We start from the raw sequence: 15,567 nt of genomic DNA, 5'->3' as shown, positions 1-15,567 counted from the left end.
CTCACACAAGCCGTTCGTGACGTGCCGCTCGGGCGGGGCTATCGTCCCTGCTCGTCGCGGCGGCGCTGCCAGCGCTGTTCGATGCGGTCCATCATGGAGCGCTTCGGGCGGGCCTGACGGCCCGGGTGCGGGCCGGCGGCGGGCCGCTCGCCCGGCTTGGGAGCCTTGCGCCAGCCGGTCACGGCCAGCAGCGCGCATCCCAGCATCACCAGGAAGCCCACCACACTCACCCAGGGATACTGGGCGATCACACCTGCCATGAGGAGCGCGATACCTACGAGGAAGCCCGCGACCGCCTGGTAGACCCGCCGCCGGGTGTACGTACGCAGCCCGCTTCCCTCGAGCGCCGACGCGAACTTGGGATCTTCGGCGTACAGCGCTCGCTCCATCTGCTCGAGCATGCGCTGCTCGTGCTCCGAGAGCGGCACGGAGTCCTCCTCATCGTGCAGTCGCCGGGGCGACCCGGGGGTTCCCTTCAGGATAGGCAGGGAATCGCCCCCGTGAAACCCGCCCCTCTACGCCAATTGGCCAACCGGATCACCATGACGTAACCCGGCTCGCTGAGGCTTCATTCCCCGGCGACCGGCCCGTCATGCCGGGCGGCCTCCCTCGATCATACGGCGCCACGACCTGGATCGGGGGGCCTGTGGCACACTCCATGCCCGGTCGGACCGCCGGGCGGCGGCCCGTCGCACCAGGCCGGTCAGGCCCCGGACGCACCCCGGGTCTCGCCGAGGACATGGAGCTGGGTGGCCACGGAGTGGAACGCCGGCAGTTCGGCCGCCGCCGCCTCCAGCTGGAGCAGGGCGTCCAGCGCCCCCGGCTCGGTGTCCACCAGCACGCCCGGCACCAGGTCGGCGAAGACCCGTACGCCGTGCACCGCGCCGATCGCCAGGCCCGCCTCCTCGACGAAGCCGGTGAGCTGCTCGGCGGTGAAGCGGCGCGGCACCGGGTCGCCCTCGCCCCAGCGTCCCTCCGGGTCGCCCAGCGCCTGCCGGGCCTCCGTGAAGTGGCCGGCCAGGGCACGGGCGAGCACCGCACCGCCGAGTCCGGCGGCGAGCAGGCTGAGCACGCCCTCGGCGCGCAGCGCCGCGACCGCGTTGCGGACACCGGCGGCCGGGTCGTCGACGTACTCCAGGACGCCGTGGCAGAGCACCGCGTCGTAGCCGCCGCGCTCGACCACGTCGAAGAGGCCGTGCACATCGCCCTGCACGCCGTGCACCCGGTCGGCCACACCGGCCTCGCCGGCGCGGCGCTCCAGCGCGAAGAGCGCGTTGGGGCTGGGGTCGACGACGGTGACACGGTGGCCGAGGCGGGCCACGGGCACGGCGAAGTTGCCGCTGCCGCCGCCGGTGTCGAGGACGTCCAGCGACTCCCGGCCCGTGGCCTTGGCCAGCCGGTCGAGGGCGTCCCGCAGGACGTCCCAGACCACGGCCGTGCGAAGCGAGGCGCGGGATCGGGCGACGGGTGGGCGCATCGGGTCCGACACGGCAGTTGACTCCTCGCGGCGGCACCGCCTTGGGTACGGCGGAGCGATCGGGCTGCCTCCCCGGCCCGTGACACGGGAGGTGGGAAGGCTTCAGGCGTCTCCACCCTATTGCCTCCGCCGCCCGGTCCGCCCGTCGCCTCGGCGCCGCCCCTCGCCGCCCCGGACCCGCGCGGGTCAGCCCGCGTCCGGTATGCCGTCGGCCGGTGGTCGCGCGACCCGTGCGCCGCCGGTCCGCGGACCTCTCGCCTGCTCGGAGCCCGCGGTGCGCGGGTCGGCCGCCGGGTCCCCCGGCCGGGGCGCCGGCAGGACCGGCTGGAGGACCAGCATCCGCTCGACGAGGCGCAGGAACATCGCCACGTCCCGCATCAGGTCGTCGGCGTCCCGGTGGCCCGCCGCGCCCCGCACCCCGGCCTCGGCCAGCGCGCGGCGGCGGGCGCCCGAGGCGAACAGGGCGCTCCACTCGGTCAGTTCGGGTGCGATCTCGGGGAGCACCTCCCAGGCGCTGCGGATCCGGGCCCGCCGCCGGGAGCCGGTCTCCGGGCGGGCCCGCGCGGCGAGCACGGCGGCGGCGGTGCGCAGGGCGGCGAGGTGGGCGGTGGCGTAGCGCTCGTTCGGTGTGGGGAGGACGGCCGCCTCTTCGAGGCCGGACCGGGCCTGGGCGAGCAGGTCGAGGGCGGCGGGCGGGGCCGTGGCCCGGCGGAGCACGGGGTGCACGTCGCTCGCCGGGCCGGTCAGTGAGGGGGCAGGGCCGGTGGCGCGGCGCCGGTGGGCGGCGGCCGCGGAGGGTTTGGCCATGACGAACCTCCTGTCGTCTGGGTGACGGCACGGGTGCCGTATGTGCCCATCGTGCGGTATGCCACTGACAATCCGTTCTGACCTGGTCTTTTGCCTCGCTCGTACGTGCGGGCCCGGCGGCGGCGCGGGGCCGTCCGGCGCGTGGCGGTCCGGGGCAGCGGCCGGTGGCGGCGCTCGGCGGGCGGTCCGTTCCTGTGACAATCAGGGCCATGGAAAGCAGCAGCGCCACGCCGGGCGGCCGTACCCGCCGCGAGGCCACCCGGCAGAAGCTCTACGAGGCAGCCGTCACGCTCATCGCCGAGCAGGGCTTCTCCGCGACCACGGTGGACGAGATCGCCGAGCGGGCCGGGGTCGCCAAGGGCACCGTCTACTACAACTTCGCCAGCAAGTCCGTCCTCTTCGAGGAGTTGCTGCGGCACGGCGTGGGCCTCCTCACCGCCTCCCTGCGGGAGGCGGCCGAGCACGCGGCGCGCGAGGGCGGCGGCCGGGTCGACGCCCTGGACGCGATGATCCGCGCCGGGCTGGTCTTCATCGACCGCTATCCCGCCTTCACCCAGCTGTACGTGGCCGAGCTGTGGCGCACCAACCGGGCCTGGCAGTCCACGCTCATGGTGGTCAGGAAGCAGGCGGTCGCGGTCGTCGAGGACGTGCTGCGCGACGGCATGGCGAGCGGCGAGTTCTGCGCGGAGATCGATGTGCCGCTGACCGCCGCCGCGCTGGTGGGGATGGTGCTGGTGGCCGCCCTGGACTGGAAGGCGTTCCAGCCGGAGCGCTCCCTGGACGACGTCCACGCCGCGCTGTCGCGGCTGCTCCAGGGCCGGGTGAGCGGCTCCCGCTGAGAGCACGCGCGGGAAGAGGCGCCGGTGCGCCGTGGCCGCGTCCCCCGCGGGCCACCACGCACCGGCGCCTCCCGGTGTTCCCCCGTGTTCCCCCGTGTCCCCCTGTTCCCCCGTACCTCGCTGCTCCCCCGTCGGACCCCGTTCGGTCGTTCCGGGCTCCCCCGTGCCTCGCTCCCGCCGACCTGGGCCGGCGGAAGGAGCGGTCCAGGGCAGCGCCGTTCCGCCGCCCCGTGTCGGCGGTACCGGCGCTGTGCCCCTTCCCGTGCCTCCACTCTTCCGTCCGCGCGGGCCGTGTCCCATCCGCGCACGTACTCATCTCGCCGTCTAGGTACACGTACTCAGCCCTCCGTACCCGTACCCGCACCCGTCCCCGGGCATACGGCCCGGACGAGCCCGCGCGCCGCCGCGAAGGCGCCGGCCGCCGCACCCGGAACAGGGGGTGTCGGTGGTGGTCGATAAAGTCGCGGGCATGGCACGGATTGCGGTGATCGGCGCCGGGATGGGCGCGATGGCGGCGGCTGCCCGGCTGGCCGTCGCGGGCCACCGGGTGACGGTGTACGAGCGGACCCAGACGTACGGCGGAGCGGTGCGCCGCTTCGAGCGGGACGGCTTCGCCTTCGACACCGGTCCCGCCCTGCTTCCGTTGCCCGCGGTCTACCGCGACCTGTTCGTGAAGACCGGCAAGGAGCCCCTGGAGGACCGCGTCGAGCTGGTCCAGGTCGACCCCGCGGCGCGGCACGTCTTCGCGGACGGCACCGAGTGCGCCCTGCCGAACGCCTCCCGCGCGGGCGTCGTCGCCGCCCTGGACGACGCGCTCGGCGCGGGCGCCGGGCAGCGCTGGGGCGACTTCCTGGTGCGGGCGCGCGAGGCGTGGGACCGCACCCGCCGCCCCCTGCTGGAGGAGCCGCTGTGGCCCGACTGGCGGGTGCTGGCCGAGCGCGAGCCCTATCCGGCGGTCCCGCACAAGCGCCTGCTGCGCACCCGCCGGGCCGCCACACTCGCCGAGATCGGCGCCTGGGAGCTGCGTGATCCGCGTCTGGCCGCGCTCCTGGACAGCCACGCGCTCGCGTACGGACTCGATCCCCGGACCGCCCCGGCGAGCGCCGCCGTGCTGCCGTACATGGAGCACGCCTTCGGCGTCTGGTACGTGCGCGGCGGGCTGCGGGAGCTGGCGCGCGCGGTGTACGAGCGGTGCACGGCCCGCCGGGTCGGGTTCGTCTTCGGCACCGAGGTCGCGCGGGTCGTCGAGAAGGACGGCCGGGTGGCCGGGGTGGAGTTCGCGGACGGGGGCGGCGCCGAGGCGGAGTTCGTGGTCACCGCGGCGGCCCCCGGGACGCCGGGCGGCCCCGGCGCGGCGCCGGACGGTGCGGGCGCGGTAGCGCCGCAGCGGGGGCTGCCGAGTCGGCTGACCGTGCTGCTGGCGCTGCGCGGCGCCCGCCCGGAGGGGACCGCCCACCGGACCGTGGTGCACGCGCCCGACCCCGCGCAGGAGTTCGAGGCACTGTTCGGCTCGGACGGTGCGGGCGGTGCGGGGCTGCCCGCGCGGCCCACGGTCGTCGTGACGCGCCCCGGCGATCCCGCGCTGGTCCCGGACCCGGAGCACGAGGCGGTCACGCTCACGGCCACGGTCCCGGCCCAGGGTTCGGCGGCCGCCGGGCAGCGGGACCTGGCCGCGCACGCCGACCGGATGATCACCGCCGCCGCCCGAGCCGTGCCCGGACTGCGCGACCGGCTGCTGTGGCACGAGGTCCGCACCCCCGCCGACATCGCGCGGGAGACGGGCGCGCCGGGCGGGTCGGTGCCCGCACCGGCGCTGGCCGCGGGCCGGGGACGGCTGCTGCACCCGGCGAACTCCACCGGCACCGAGGGCCTGTTCGCCGTGGGCGGCTGGGCGCATCCCGGCGGCGGGCTGCCGCACGCCGGGATGTCGGGCGCGCTGGTGGCCGGACTCGTCGTGGAGGGCCCGGACTTCCGCGGCTCGCAGTGAGCCGGAGCGCGGGCGCGGCGAGTACCGAGGCCGGCTCAGGGGCAGGGCAGCGTGGCCGCCGGAGCACCGGTTGGGCCGCCCGAGGGGCGAGGAAGCTGCCCGGGGGCGGCCGGTGAGACTGCTTCAGAAACGGTACTGCTCGTCGTAGCCCGCGCCGTGCGGCGCCTGGCCCTGGCCCTGGCCGTGTCCCTGACCCTGGCCGTGCCCTTGGCCGTGGGTACCGTCGCCCTGGTACGGGTACGGCTGCTGTTCCGGCGGGAGCTGGCCGCCGTAGGGGTCGTCGCTGCGCTGCTGCGGGACCCACACGCCGCCCGCCGGGGTCTCGCCGCCGTAACCGCCGCCCGGACCGCCCGCGGCGTACTGGTCCTGGCCGCCGTAGCCCTGCCGCCCGTAGTCACCGGGATAGCCGGTGCCGGTGCCGCCGTCGTAGGTCTGGGTGCCGATGTACGGGTCCGAGTAGGCGGCGTACTGCTGCTGGCCCGTGCCGTCGTAGCCGTACCCCTGCTGCTGGTACCCGGAGTAGTCGTAGCCGTAGCCCTGGTCGGGGGCCTGGGCGGTGGCGGCGTACGGGTCCTGGGCCGGGCCGCCGGTGGCCGGGGCGGTGCCGCCGTAGACGCCGTAGGAGCCGGTGTCGTCGGGCAGCGGCTGCGGGGCGTAGACGGCGGTGGACTCGGCGGCCGTGGGCTCCAGCGGGCGGGCCGGGGTGAAGACGTCGTCGGGCTCGTCGTCGTGCCCGTAGGCGGAACCGTCGGGTCCGGGCCCGTCGTGCACGGCGGCCGGGTCATCGGCGCCGAACGCCTCACCGGGTCCGTCGACGGCGGCCTCCGGACCGGAGTTCTCCGGGGCCGCGTCCTTGCGGCCGCCCCTGCCCCGGCGGCGCTTGGTGCCCTCGGCGGCGCCGGGCTGCCGCACCGCCCAGCCCGCGACGAAGCCGCGGCGGAAGGACAGCGTCACATAGGTCTGCCCGGTCGCGAAGGCGATCGCCCCCAGGGCGATGACCAGGACGGACGGCATGAGCACACCGAGCACCACACAGAGGAAGCCGCCGAAGGCGAGCAGCCGCCAGCGCAGCCGCGCCTTGTACTGCAGCAGCACTTCGCCGAGCAGCCACAGTGCGACGCCGCCGAACGCGATGTAGAGGACCGCCCAGCCCATGTACGCCCCTCTCCCAGTGGCCGTTCCGCAGTGTGTCGCACACGGATGCGACCGGTCTAGGCCCGCGGTGAGCGGTGCGGGCCCAGGTTCTCGTGGATCTCCAGCGTCGCCGTGGAGTTGTTGAGCGTGATGAAGTGCAGTCCGGGCACTCCTTCGGCCAGCAGCCGCGCGCAGAACTCCGTGGCGAACTCGATGCCAATGGAGCGTACAGCGGCCGGATCGTCCTGCGCCGCGAGGATGCGCTCTTTCAGGGCGCCGGGGAAGACGGCGTTGGTGAGCGACGGGATCCGCGCGAGCGTCTTCACACTGGCGATGGGCATGATCTCGGGGATGATCGGGGTCTCGCAGCCGGCCGCCGCGACCCGGTCGCGCAGCCTCAGATAGTCCTCCGGGTCGAAGAACATCTGGGTGACGGCGTAGTCGGCGCCCGCCCGGCACTTGTCGACGAAGTGGCGGACGTCGGTGTCCCGGTCGGCGGAGCGCGGGTGCATCGCGGGGAAGGCCGCGACACCGACGCAGAAGTCACCGGAGGTCTTGATCAGCTCGACGAGTTCGGCGGCGTAGCGCAGACCGCGGGGGTGGGGCACCCACTCGCCCATCGGGTCGCCGGGCGGGTCGCCGCGCAGGGCCAGCATGTTGCGGATCCCGGCGTCGGCGTACTGCCCGATGATGTTGCGCAGGTCGGCCACGGAGTGGTCGACGGCGGTGAGGTGGGCGATCGGGGTGAGCGTGGTGTCCGAGGCGATGGCCTCGGTCGCCTTGACCGTGCCCGCGCGGGTGGAGCCGCCCGCGCCGTAGGTCACCGAGACGAAGTCGGGCGCCACGGCCTCGACCCGGCGCAGCGCGTTCCACAGGTTCCGCTCGCCCTTCGGGGTTTTCGGGGCGTAGAACTCGAAGGAGTACGTCGTCTTGCCGGTCGCGAGCATGTCGCGGACCGTGCGGGCGTGGTCCGACCTGGTGGATGCGGTGCCGAGGGCCATACCCGCAGGTTAGCCAGGGTGCGGCGGCCACCCAACCGAACGATGGCTTTTTGCCCGATTTGCCGAGTTGTTGTCCACTCCTTGGACACTTCTGTCCATGGACGCGCCGGACCGGTCCGCGGCCGGGGCCGCTGCCGCGACCGCTGCCGGGCTCAGACCGTCTCGCGCAGCCGCTTCGCGAACTCCGCCGCCGCAGCGCCGGGGTCAGCGGCCGCGGTGATCGCCCGGACCACGACGACACGCCGGGCGCCCGCCTCCAGCACCTGGTCCAGATTGCCCAGGTCGATGCCGCCGATGGCGAACCAGGGGCGGTCGGTGCCCAGGGAGGCGGTGTACCGGACCAGGTCGAGGCCGGGCGCGTGGCGGCCGGGCTTGGTGGGGGTGGGCCAGCAGGGGCCGGTGCAGAAGTAGTCCACTCCGTCCTGGACGGCGGCAGCGGCGGCCTCGGACTCGGCGTGCGTGGAGCGGCCGATCAGGATGTCGTCGCCGAGGACGGCGCGGGCCGCCGGGACCGGCAGATCGCCCTGGCCCAGGTGCAGCACGTCGGCGCGGGCCGCGTGGGCGACGTCCGCGCGATCGTTGACCGCGAGCAGTCTGCCGTGGCGGGCGCAGGCGTCGGCGAACACCTCCAGGTGCTCCAGCTCCTCCCCGGCCTCCATGCCCTTGTCGCGCAGCTGCACGATGTCGACCCCGCCCGCGAGGACCGCGTCCAGGAACTCGGGCAGGTCGCCCCGGTCCCTGCGGGCGTCCGTGCACAGATACAGGCGCGCGTCGGCCAGACGGGCGCGGGCGGCGGCTGCGGCGGTGTCGGACATGCGTGGAGTCCCCCTGCGATCGGATCAGTGGTGCGTGGTCGTGCGTGTTGTGCGTACTGCGGGGCGTGCGTACCGCGCGTAGTGCCTACGCCGTATGCGTACGTGTACGTATGCGTGCGTGGTGGCGTTCCGGTAGCCGTGCGGGCCGGAGGCGAGGCGTGGCACGGGGCGCGCACGCCCCGCCCGCGCGGCCACGGCCCGCACGGCTCGGTGGGCCGGTCGTCCCGGCCTCGGACTCAGACGGCCAGCGCCTGGGCGCGGCGCTTCACCTCCGTGCCACGGTTCTCGCTGAGGGCCTGCGCGGGGGTGCCGGGCAGGCTGGGGTCGGGAGTGAAGAGCCACTCGATCATCTCTTCGGCCGTGAAGCCGTCGTCCCGCAGCAGGGTCAGGGTCCCGGTCAGGCCCTTGACGACCTTGTCCCCGTCGATGAAGGCGGCGGGGACGTGCAGCGCGCGGTTCTCACCCCGGCGTACGGCGATGAGCTGGCCCTCCTTCACCAGCTGCCGCACACGCGTCACCTCGACGCCGAGCATCTCGGCGATGTCGGGGAGGGTGAGCCAGGCGGGGACGAGCCCATCGGTCTTCGCGTCAATCTCGGTCACGGAACCAAGCGTGCCATCTGCCACTGACACGCGGAAGCCGACCCCGTCCACCCGGGCGGCGCGGCGGCGCCGCGCCCCGGGACCTCTCCTAGGCGACGGCCGTCTTCAGCGGCCGCGCCGGGTCCGCCAGCAGCCCGGGGTCCATCGGCGCGCCCCCCTCGATCAGCCGCCTGCCCTGGGCCAGATCCCGCGGCCGGCCGACCGCCAACAGGGCGACCAGCCGCCCCTGGCGCAGCCAGCAGACCGTCCACGCCGGGCCGGACGGCTCGCCGCGCCAGACCATGGCGTCGGCCGCGGTGTGGTGCCCGGCGTACTGCACGAACCGGCCGAACTGCTCGGACCAGAAGTACGGCACCGGGTCGTAGGCCGCGGGGGTCAGGCCGATCACGTCGGCGGCGACGGTGCGCGGCCCCTGGAGCGCGTTGTCCCAGTGGTGGACCAGCAGGCGTTCGCCGTAGCGGCGCGAGGGGAAGGAGGCGCAGTCGCCGACCGCGTACACGTCCGGCGCGCCGGTGCGCAGACGGTCGTGGGCGAGCACCTCGCCCCACTCGCCCAGGGCGATGCCGGAACCGGCCAGCCAGCCGGTGGCGGGGCGGGCGCCGATGCCGACGACCACGGCGCCCGCGGGCAGCCGCTCGCCGTCGTCGAGGACGACCGCGCCGGGCTCGACGGCCGCCACGCGCGCGTGGGTGCGCAGTACGGCGCCGCTGTCGGCGTACCAGGCGGTCATCGGCGCGGCCACCTCGGCGGGCAGGACGCCCGCCAGCGGGCGGCCCGCGGCCTCCACGACCGTCACGGCGCAGCCCGCCTCGCGCGCGGCGGTGGCGAACTCGGCGCCGATCCAGCCGGCGCCGACCACCACGACGTCCTGCTGCCCGGCGAGGACCGGGCGCAGCCGTTCGGCGTCGTCCAGGGTGCGCAGCAGGTGCACACCGGGGACGTCCTCGGTGCCGGGCAGCCGCACCGGTTCGGCACCGGTGGCCAGGACGAGCACGTCGTACGGGACGGGCCCCTCGGAGGTGTCGAGCACATGGGCGCCGGTGCGTACGGCCAGGGCCGCGCAGCCCAGGCGCAGCTCGACGCCGAGGGCCTCGAAGTCGACGTCGAAGGCGGAGCCCTCGGCCTTGCCGAGCAGGACGGCCTTGGACAGCGGCGGCCGGTCGTAGGGCTGGTGGGGTTCGGCGCCGATCAGGGTGACCGTGCCGGTGAAGCCCTGTTCGCGCAGGGCGACCGCGGTCTGCACGCCGGCCATGCCCGCGCCGACGACGACCACGCGCCGCGGCTGCGGCGCGCCCTGCCGGGTCCGCCCGTGCTCCTGCTCCTGCGCCTGTCCCGGTTCCGGTTCCGGTGTCTGCTCGCTCACCCGATCACCATAGTCACCTGACAAGGCGTCAGGCAGGGGGCCGGTCCGGGCGCGGGTGCCGGTCCGGTCCGGGCCCCGGTCCGCGGGGAGGCGGCGCACCGGAGGCTCCCTTACAGGGGCGCTGCTCGTGGGGCTAGGCTGGCGACCGTACAAGCACTCGCGGGAGCCCGGACGCACCGGGCTGAGAGGGAGGCTGGCGGCCTCCGACCGTACGAACCTGATCCGGGTCATGCCGGCGAAGGGAGGGGCTGGACGCCCATGTCGTCGCCACGTACGTCAGACGTCCTCGTCGTCGGGGGCGGAATCATCGGGCTCGTGACCGCCTGGCGGGCGGCCCTGCGCGGACTGTCCACGGCCGTGGTGGATCCCGAGCCGGGCGGCGGGGCCGCGCAGGTGGCGGCCGGGATGCTGGCCGCCGTCACGGAGCTGCACTACGGCGAGGAGACGCTGCTCGGCCTGAACCTGGCCTCGGCCCGCCGCTATCCGGACTTCGCGGCCGAGCTGACCGAGGCCACCGGGCACGACCTCGGCTACCGCCGCTGCGGCACGCTCGCCGTCGCGCTGGACGCCGACGACCGCGCCCATCTGCGGGACCTGCACGCCCTGCAACTGCGCTGCGGGCTGGAGGCGGAGTGGCTGTCCGGGCGGGACTGCCGCCGTCTGGAGCCGATGCTCGCGCCGGGTGTGCGCGGCGGCCTGCGGGTGGACGGCGACCACCAGATCGACCCGCGCCGCCTGTCCGCCGCCCTGCTGGCCGCCTGCGAGCGCGCCGGGGTGGTCTTCCACCGCGACCGGGCCGAGCGGCTCACCCTCGCCCGGGACCGGGCCGCGGGCTGTGTCCTGCGCGACGGTACGGCGCTCGCCGCCGAGCAGGTGGTGCTGGCCGCCGGCAGCCTCAGCGGATGCCTGGCGGGGGTGCCGGACGAGGTGCTGCCGCCGGTGCGCCCGGTCAAGGGGCAGGTGCTGCGGCTGACCGTGCCGAAGCGGTACGCGCCGTTCCTGAGCCGCACCGTGCGCGCCGTGGTGCGCGGCGGCCACGTCTATCTGGTGCCGCGTCTGAACGGCGAGCTGGTCGTCGGTGCCACCAGCGAGGAGCTGGGCTGGGACACGACGGTGACCGCGGGCGGCGTCTACGAGCTGCTGCGCGACGCGCACGAGCTGGTACCCGGGATCACCGAGCTGCCGCTGACCGAGACCCGCGCCGGGCTGCGTCCCGGTTCCCCGGACAACGCGCCGCTGCTCGGCCCGACCGGTCTGGACGGGCTGCTGCTGGCCACCGGGCACCACCGCAACGGTGTGCTGCTCACCCCGGTCACCGGCGACGTCATGGCGCACGTCCTGACCACCGGCGCGCTGCCGGACGAGGCCCGTCCCTTCACCCCGCGGCGGTTCGCCGCCTCCCGCACGGAGCAGCCCGTATGAACACCTCCGCACCCCTGCCCCCGTCCCCGCTCCTGTCCGTCTCCGTCAACGGCGAGCCGCGTGAGATCGCGCCCGGCACGGCCCTGGACGCCGTCGTGCGCGCCGTGACCGCGGCGCCCTCCGGGGTGGCCGCCGCCGTCAACGAGACCGTCGTCCCGCGCGCGCAGTGGCCCGCCACCGCGCTGTCCGAGGGCGACCGCGTCGAGATCCTCACCGCCGTCCAAGGAGGCTGACCCATGGCCGACGACCCCTTCCTCCTGGGAGGCACGTCCTACACCTCCCGGCTGATCATGGGCACCGGCGGTGCACCCAGCCTGGACGTGCTGGAACGGTCCCTGGTGGCCTCCGGCACCGAGCTGACCACGGTCGCGATGCGCCGGGTGGACCCCTCCTCGCACGGTTCCGTGCTGTCCGTGCTGGACCGGCTCGGCATCCGGGTGCTGCCCAACACGGCGGGCTGCTTCACGGCGGGCGAGGCGGTGCTGACCGCCCGGCTGGCCCGCGAGGCGCTCGGCACCGACCTGGTCAAGCTGGAGGTCATCGCCGACGAGCGCACCCTGCTGCCGGACCCGATCGAGCTGCTGGACGCGGCGGAGACGCTGGTCGACGACGGCTTCACGGTGCTGCCGTACACCAACGACGACCCGGTGCTCGCCCGCAGGCTCCAGGACGTGGGCTGTGCCGCGGTCATGCCGCTGGGCTCGCCGATCGGCTCCGGCCTCGGCATCCGCAATCCGCACAACTTCGAGCTGATCGTGGAGCACGCGCGCGTGCCGGTGATCCTGGACGCGGGCGCCGGTACGGCCTCCGACGTGGCGCTGGCCATGGAGCTGGGGTGCGACGCCGTGATGCTCGCCTCGGCGGTGACGCGGGCGCAGGAGCCCGCGGTGATGGCGGAGGCGATGCGGCACGCGGTGACGGCCGGGCGGCTGGCCCGGCTGGCGGGCCGCATCCCCAAGCGCCACTTCGCGCGGGCGTCGTCCCCGGAGCAGGGCCTGGCCGACCTGGACCCGGAACGGCCCGCGTTCTAGGCCAGTCACAGGCCCCGCGCGCGTGGGAAGCGTCACAGCTCGGTCGCAGTCCCGCCGCCGGGGCCCGCGGGGCGGTGAGCGTGTCGGTGGCGGCTCGTAGACTCACGTGCGTGGATACGACCCTTCAGGACCCTCTCGTCGGGCAGGTGCTCGACGGCCGCTATCGCGTCGACGCGCGGATCGCCGTCGGCGGGATGGCCACGGTCTACCGGGCCCTGGACACCCGCCTGGACCGCGTCCTCGCGCTCAAGGTGATGCACCCGGCGCTCGCGGTCGACGGTTCCTTCGTGGAGCGGTTCATCCGGGAGGCCAAGTCGGTGGCCCGCCTGGACCACCCGAACGTGGTGCAGGTCTTCGACCAGGGCACCGACGGGTCGTACGTCTACCTGGCCATGGAGTACGTCGCCGGGTGCACGCTGCGCGACGTGCTGCGCGAGCGCGGCGCGCTCCAGCCGCGGGCCGCGCTGGACATCCTGGAGCCGGTGCTCGCGGCGCTCGGCGCGGCGCACCGCGCCGGGTTCGTGCACCGCGACATGAAGCCGGAGAACGTGCTGATAGGGGACGACGGCCGGGTCAAGGTCGCCGACTTCGGGCTGGTCCGCGCGGTGGACTCGGTCACCAGCACCACCGGCGCCGTCCTCGGCACCGTCTCCTACCTGGCCCCCGAGCAGATAGAGCAGGGCACCGCCGACACCCGGGTCGACGTGTACGCGTGCGGTGTGGTGCTCTACGAGATGCTGACCGGCGGCAAGCCCCACCAGGGCGACAGCCCGGCCCAGGTGCTGTACCAGCATCTGCACGAGGACGTGCCGGCCCCGTCCGCCGCGGTGCCCGGCCTGCCGCACACGCTGGACGAGCTGGTCGCGGCGGCCACCGCGCGCACCGCCGACGTCCGGCCGCACGACGCGGTGGCGCTGCTGGCGCGGGTCCGCGATGCCCGTGCCGCGCTCTCCGCGCAGCAGCTCGACGCCCTGCCGCCGCGGGCCCGCACCGCGGAGCACGACAACGGCGAGGACCGTACGAGCGTGATCCCGCGCGCGCTGACGGTGCCGCGGCCGCTGCCGGTGAACGAGGACACGCCGGACCCGGCCGGTGCGGGCGGCGGGGACCCGCTGCACCGCACCAGCCGCTTCGAGGCGTCCGCGGCCCTGGCACCCCGGCGGTCCGCCCGGCGGCCGAAGCGGATGGTGCTGACCGTGGTCGCCGCCGTCCTGCTGGTCCTCGGTGTCGGCGGCGGCGTCTGGTACATCAACTCCGGCCAGTTCACGAAGGTGCCGCCGCTGCTGGCGAAGACCGAGGCGCAGGCCAGGAAGCGGCTCGACGCGGCCGGTCTGGACGTCAAGGACGTCAGGCACGCCTACAGCGACACCGTGAAGCGCGGCACCGTCATCAGCACGGACCCGGCGGCGGGCGCCCGGATCCGCAGCAACGACTCGGTGACGCTCACCGTCTCCGACGGTCCGGAGACCGTGAAGGTGCCGGATCTGAAGGGCCGCCCGCTGGACGCGGCCCAGCGCCAGCTGAAGAAGGCCGGTCTGGAGCCGGGCATGGTGCGCCGCGCGTTCAGCGAGGACGTCGCCAAGGGCTCGGTGATCGGCACGGACCCCGCCTCGGGCACCGAGCGGCACGCGGGCTCGGCGATCGCGCTCACCGTCAGCAAGGGCAGCCCGGTGGACGTGCCGGACGTCACGGGCGACGACCTGGACCAGGCGCAGTCCGAGCTGGAGGAGGCGGGCCTGAAGGTGACGATCGCCTCCGAGCAGGTCAACTCCGAGTACGACAAGGGGCAGGTCGCCCGGCAGAGCCCGGCGGCCGACGGCCAGGCGGCCGAGGGCGACACGGTCACGCTGACCCTGTCCAAGGGCCCGGAGATGATCACGGTCCCGGATGTGACGGGCGACAGCGTCGACGACGCGCACAAGGCGCTGGAGGACGCCGGTTTCAAGGTCTCCGAGGACCGCGGGCTGCTCGGCCTGTTCGGCGACACCGTCAAGAAGCAGTCGGTGGCGGGCGGCGAGCAGGCACCGAAGGGCTCGACGATAAAGATCACCATCAGGTGATCCCGCCGGGGTGCCCGCAGGGCACGGCAGGAGCGGGCGGACGAGACGGGGATCACCACGGCCGGCGGCCGGCGGCCCCGGCCCGCATGACACCCTGAACAGGTGAGCAGTCAGCAGTCCCCCGCCCCCTCCCCGTCCGCCGCGGCCCCGGTCCCGGGCCTGTCCGGCGCCGTGCGCAATCCGGTCGGCGGCCATGTCCCCGTGGCCGGCGGGCTCCACTCCGTGGGCCTGTCCTACGCCCGTGAGCTGGCGGCCGAGACCGTGCAGGTCTTCGTCGCCAATCCGCGCGGCTGGGCCACGCCCACCGGCGACCCGCGCCAGGACGAGGCGTTCCGCGCGGCCTGCGCCGAGCAGTCGGTCCCGGCCTATGTGCACGCCCCGTATCTGATCAACTTCGGCTCGCACACCGAGGCGACCGTGGAGCGCTCCGTCACCTCGCTGCGGCACTCGCTGCGGCGCGCCCGGCAGATCGGCGCGCTCGGCGTCGTCGTGCACACCGGCAGCGCGACCGGCGGCCGGGACCGGGCGGTGGCACTGAAGCAGGTACGGGAGCACATGCTGCCGCTGCTGGACGAGCTGACCCACGACGACGACCCGTATCTGCTCCTGGAGTCGACCGCCGGGCAGGGCGCGTCGCTGTGCTCGCGCACCTGGGACTTCGGGCCGTACTTCGAGGCGCTGGACGCCCATCCGATGCTGGGCGTGTGCCTGGACACCTGCCACATCTTCGCCGCGGGCCACGACCTGACCGGCCCGGACGGCATGCGCCAGACCCTGGACCTGCTGGTGGAGACGGTCGGCGAGGGCCGGCTGAGACTGATCCACGCCAATGACTCCAAGGACGTGGTGGGCGCCCACAAGGACCGGCACGAGAACATCGGCTCCGGCCATATCGGCGAGGACCCGTTCCGCGCCCTGATGGCGCATCCCGCCACCGCGGGTGTGCCGCTGGTGATCGAGACGCCCGGCGGCAAGGAGGGGCACGCGGCGGACGTGGCCCGGCTGAAGCGGCTCAGGGACGGCTGAGCC

At 74.9% G+C, this 15,567-nt stretch carries 15 protein-coding genes and 1 riboswitch; of the genes, 7 read left to right on the top strand and 8 right to left on the bottom strand.

Annotation, left to right across the window (positions count from 1 at the left end; all coding sequences use genetic code 11):
• Nucleotides 1–38: 38 nt before the first annotated feature.
• From ACWDYF_RS06225 to ACWDYF_RS06215, 3 genes are all read right to left on the bottom strand, one after another.
• A complete protein-coding gene (locus ACWDYF_RS06225) occupies nt 39–428 on the bottom strand; it encodes a DUF3040 domain-containing protein (RefSeq protein WP_018567463.1) in 390 nt (129 codons plus the stop codon).
• A gap of 275 nt (nt 429–703) precedes the next feature.
• Nucleotides 704–1,489 (bottom strand): methyltransferase, encoded by a 786-nt coding sequence (locus ACWDYF_RS06220; RefSeq protein ID WP_018567462.1) that lies wholly within the window; start codon nt 1,487–1,489, stop codon nt 704–706.
• A gap of 174 nt (nt 1,490–1,663) precedes the next feature.
• A complete protein-coding gene (locus ACWDYF_RS06215; protein ID WP_381743730.1) occupies nt 1,664–2,284 on the bottom strand; it encodes an SAV_6107 family HEPN domain-containing protein in 621 nt (206 codons plus the stop codon).
• A gap of 209 nt (nt 2,285–2,493) precedes the next feature.
• On the opposite strand from ACWDYF_RS06215, the gene ACWDYF_RS06210 reads away from it, so the two are divergent.
• The gene (locus tag ACWDYF_RS06210; protein ID WP_037893548.1) at nt 2,494–3,123 is read left to right on the top strand and encodes a TetR/AcrR family transcriptional regulator; all 630 of its coding nucleotides are present in this window, start codon (nt 2,494–2,496) and stop codon (nt 3,121–3,123) included.
• Nucleotides 3,124–3,592: 469 nt separating this feature from the next.
• Nucleotides 3,593–5,110, top strand: a complete 1,518-nt coding sequence (locus ACWDYF_RS06205; RefSeq protein ID WP_389466847.1) for a phytoene desaturase family protein — start codon at nt 3,593–3,595, stop codon at nt 5,108–5,110.
• A gap of 123 nt (nt 5,111–5,233) precedes the next feature.
• Here the strand turns inward: ACWDYF_RS06205 and ACWDYF_RS06200 are convergent, their stop codons facing one another.
• The 5 genes from ACWDYF_RS06200 to ACWDYF_RS06180 form a co-directional block, all read right to left on the bottom strand.
• Nucleotides 5,234–6,265: an SCO2102 family sporulation regulator gene (locus ACWDYF_RS06200; RefSeq protein WP_389466850.1), complete on the bottom strand. Its 1,032-nt coding sequence runs from the start codon at nt 6,263–6,265 to the stop codon at nt 5,234–5,236.
• A 56-nt stretch (nt 6,266–6,321) separates the two neighbouring features.
• Nucleotides 6,322–7,245 carry a methylenetetrahydrofolate reductase [NAD(P)H] gene (metF, locus tag ACWDYF_RS06195; RefSeq protein ID WP_018567457.1) on the bottom strand — a complete coding sequence of 308 codons (924 nt, stop codon included), beginning with the start codon at nt 7,243–7,245 and terminating at the stop codon, nt 6,322–6,324.
• A gap of 152 nt (nt 7,246–7,397) precedes the next feature.
• The gene (gene thiE / locus ACWDYF_RS06190; protein WP_381743726.1) at nt 7,398–8,060 is read right to left on the bottom strand and encodes a thiamine phosphate synthase; all 663 of its coding nucleotides are present in this window, start codon (nt 8,058–8,060) and stop codon (nt 7,398–7,400) included.
• A gap of 236 nt (nt 8,061–8,296) precedes the next feature.
• Nucleotides 8,297–8,662 carry an Rv2175c family DNA-binding protein gene (locus tag ACWDYF_RS06185; protein WP_018567455.1) on the bottom strand — a complete coding sequence of 122 codons (366 nt, stop codon included), beginning with the start codon at nt 8,660–8,662 and terminating at the stop codon, nt 8,297–8,299.
• Nucleotides 8,663–8,750: 88 nt separating this feature from the next.
• On the bottom strand, nt 8,751–10,025 hold the full coding sequence (locus tag ACWDYF_RS06180; RefSeq protein ID WP_389466854.1) for an NAD(P)/FAD-dependent oxidoreductase: 1,275 nt from the start codon (nt 10,023–10,025) through the stop codon (nt 8,751–8,753).
• 149 nt (nt 10,026–10,174) lie between these two features.
• Nucleotides 10,175–10,286, top strand: a riboswitch (TPP riboswitch).
• Here ACWDYF_RS06180 and thiO point away from each other — a divergent pair.
• From thiO to ACWDYF_RS06155, 5 genes are all read left to right on the top strand, one after another.
• A complete protein-coding gene (gene thiO, locus ACWDYF_RS06175) occupies nt 10,284–11,447 on the top strand; it encodes a glycine oxidase ThiO (protein WP_389466856.1) in 1,164 nt (387 codons plus the stop codon). (Overlaps the previous riboswitch by 3 nt.)
• A gap of 32 nt (nt 11,448–11,479) precedes the next feature.
• On the top strand, nt 11,480–11,680 hold the full coding sequence (gene thiS, locus ACWDYF_RS06170; protein ID WP_026252481.1) for a sulfur carrier protein ThiS: 201 nt from the start codon (nt 11,480–11,482) through the stop codon (nt 11,678–11,680).
• A 3-nt stretch (nt 11,681–11,683) separates the two neighbouring features.
• Nucleotides 11,684–12,478 (top strand): thiazole synthase, encoded by a 795-nt coding sequence (locus ACWDYF_RS06165; protein WP_018567451.1) that lies wholly within the window; start codon nt 11,684–11,686, stop codon nt 12,476–12,478.
• A 110-nt stretch (nt 12,479–12,588) separates the two neighbouring features.
• Nucleotides 12,589–14,538, top strand: a complete 1,950-nt coding sequence (pknB, locus tag ACWDYF_RS06160) for a Stk1 family PASTA domain-containing Ser/Thr kinase (RefSeq protein ID WP_389466860.1) — start codon at nt 12,589–12,591, stop codon at nt 14,536–14,538.
• Between the two features lie 102 nt (nt 14,539–14,640).
• Complete coding sequence (locus ACWDYF_RS06155; protein WP_389466862.1) at nt 14,641–15,564, top strand: deoxyribonuclease IV; 924 nt, start codon at nt 14,641–14,643, stop codon at nt 15,562–15,564.
• The last annotated feature ends 3 nt before the right edge of the window (nt 15,565–15,567 follow it).

Source organism: Streptomyces sp. NPDC003284 (genome assembly GCF_053589675.1).
This window is presented reverse-complemented; position numbering and strand designations above follow the sequence as displayed.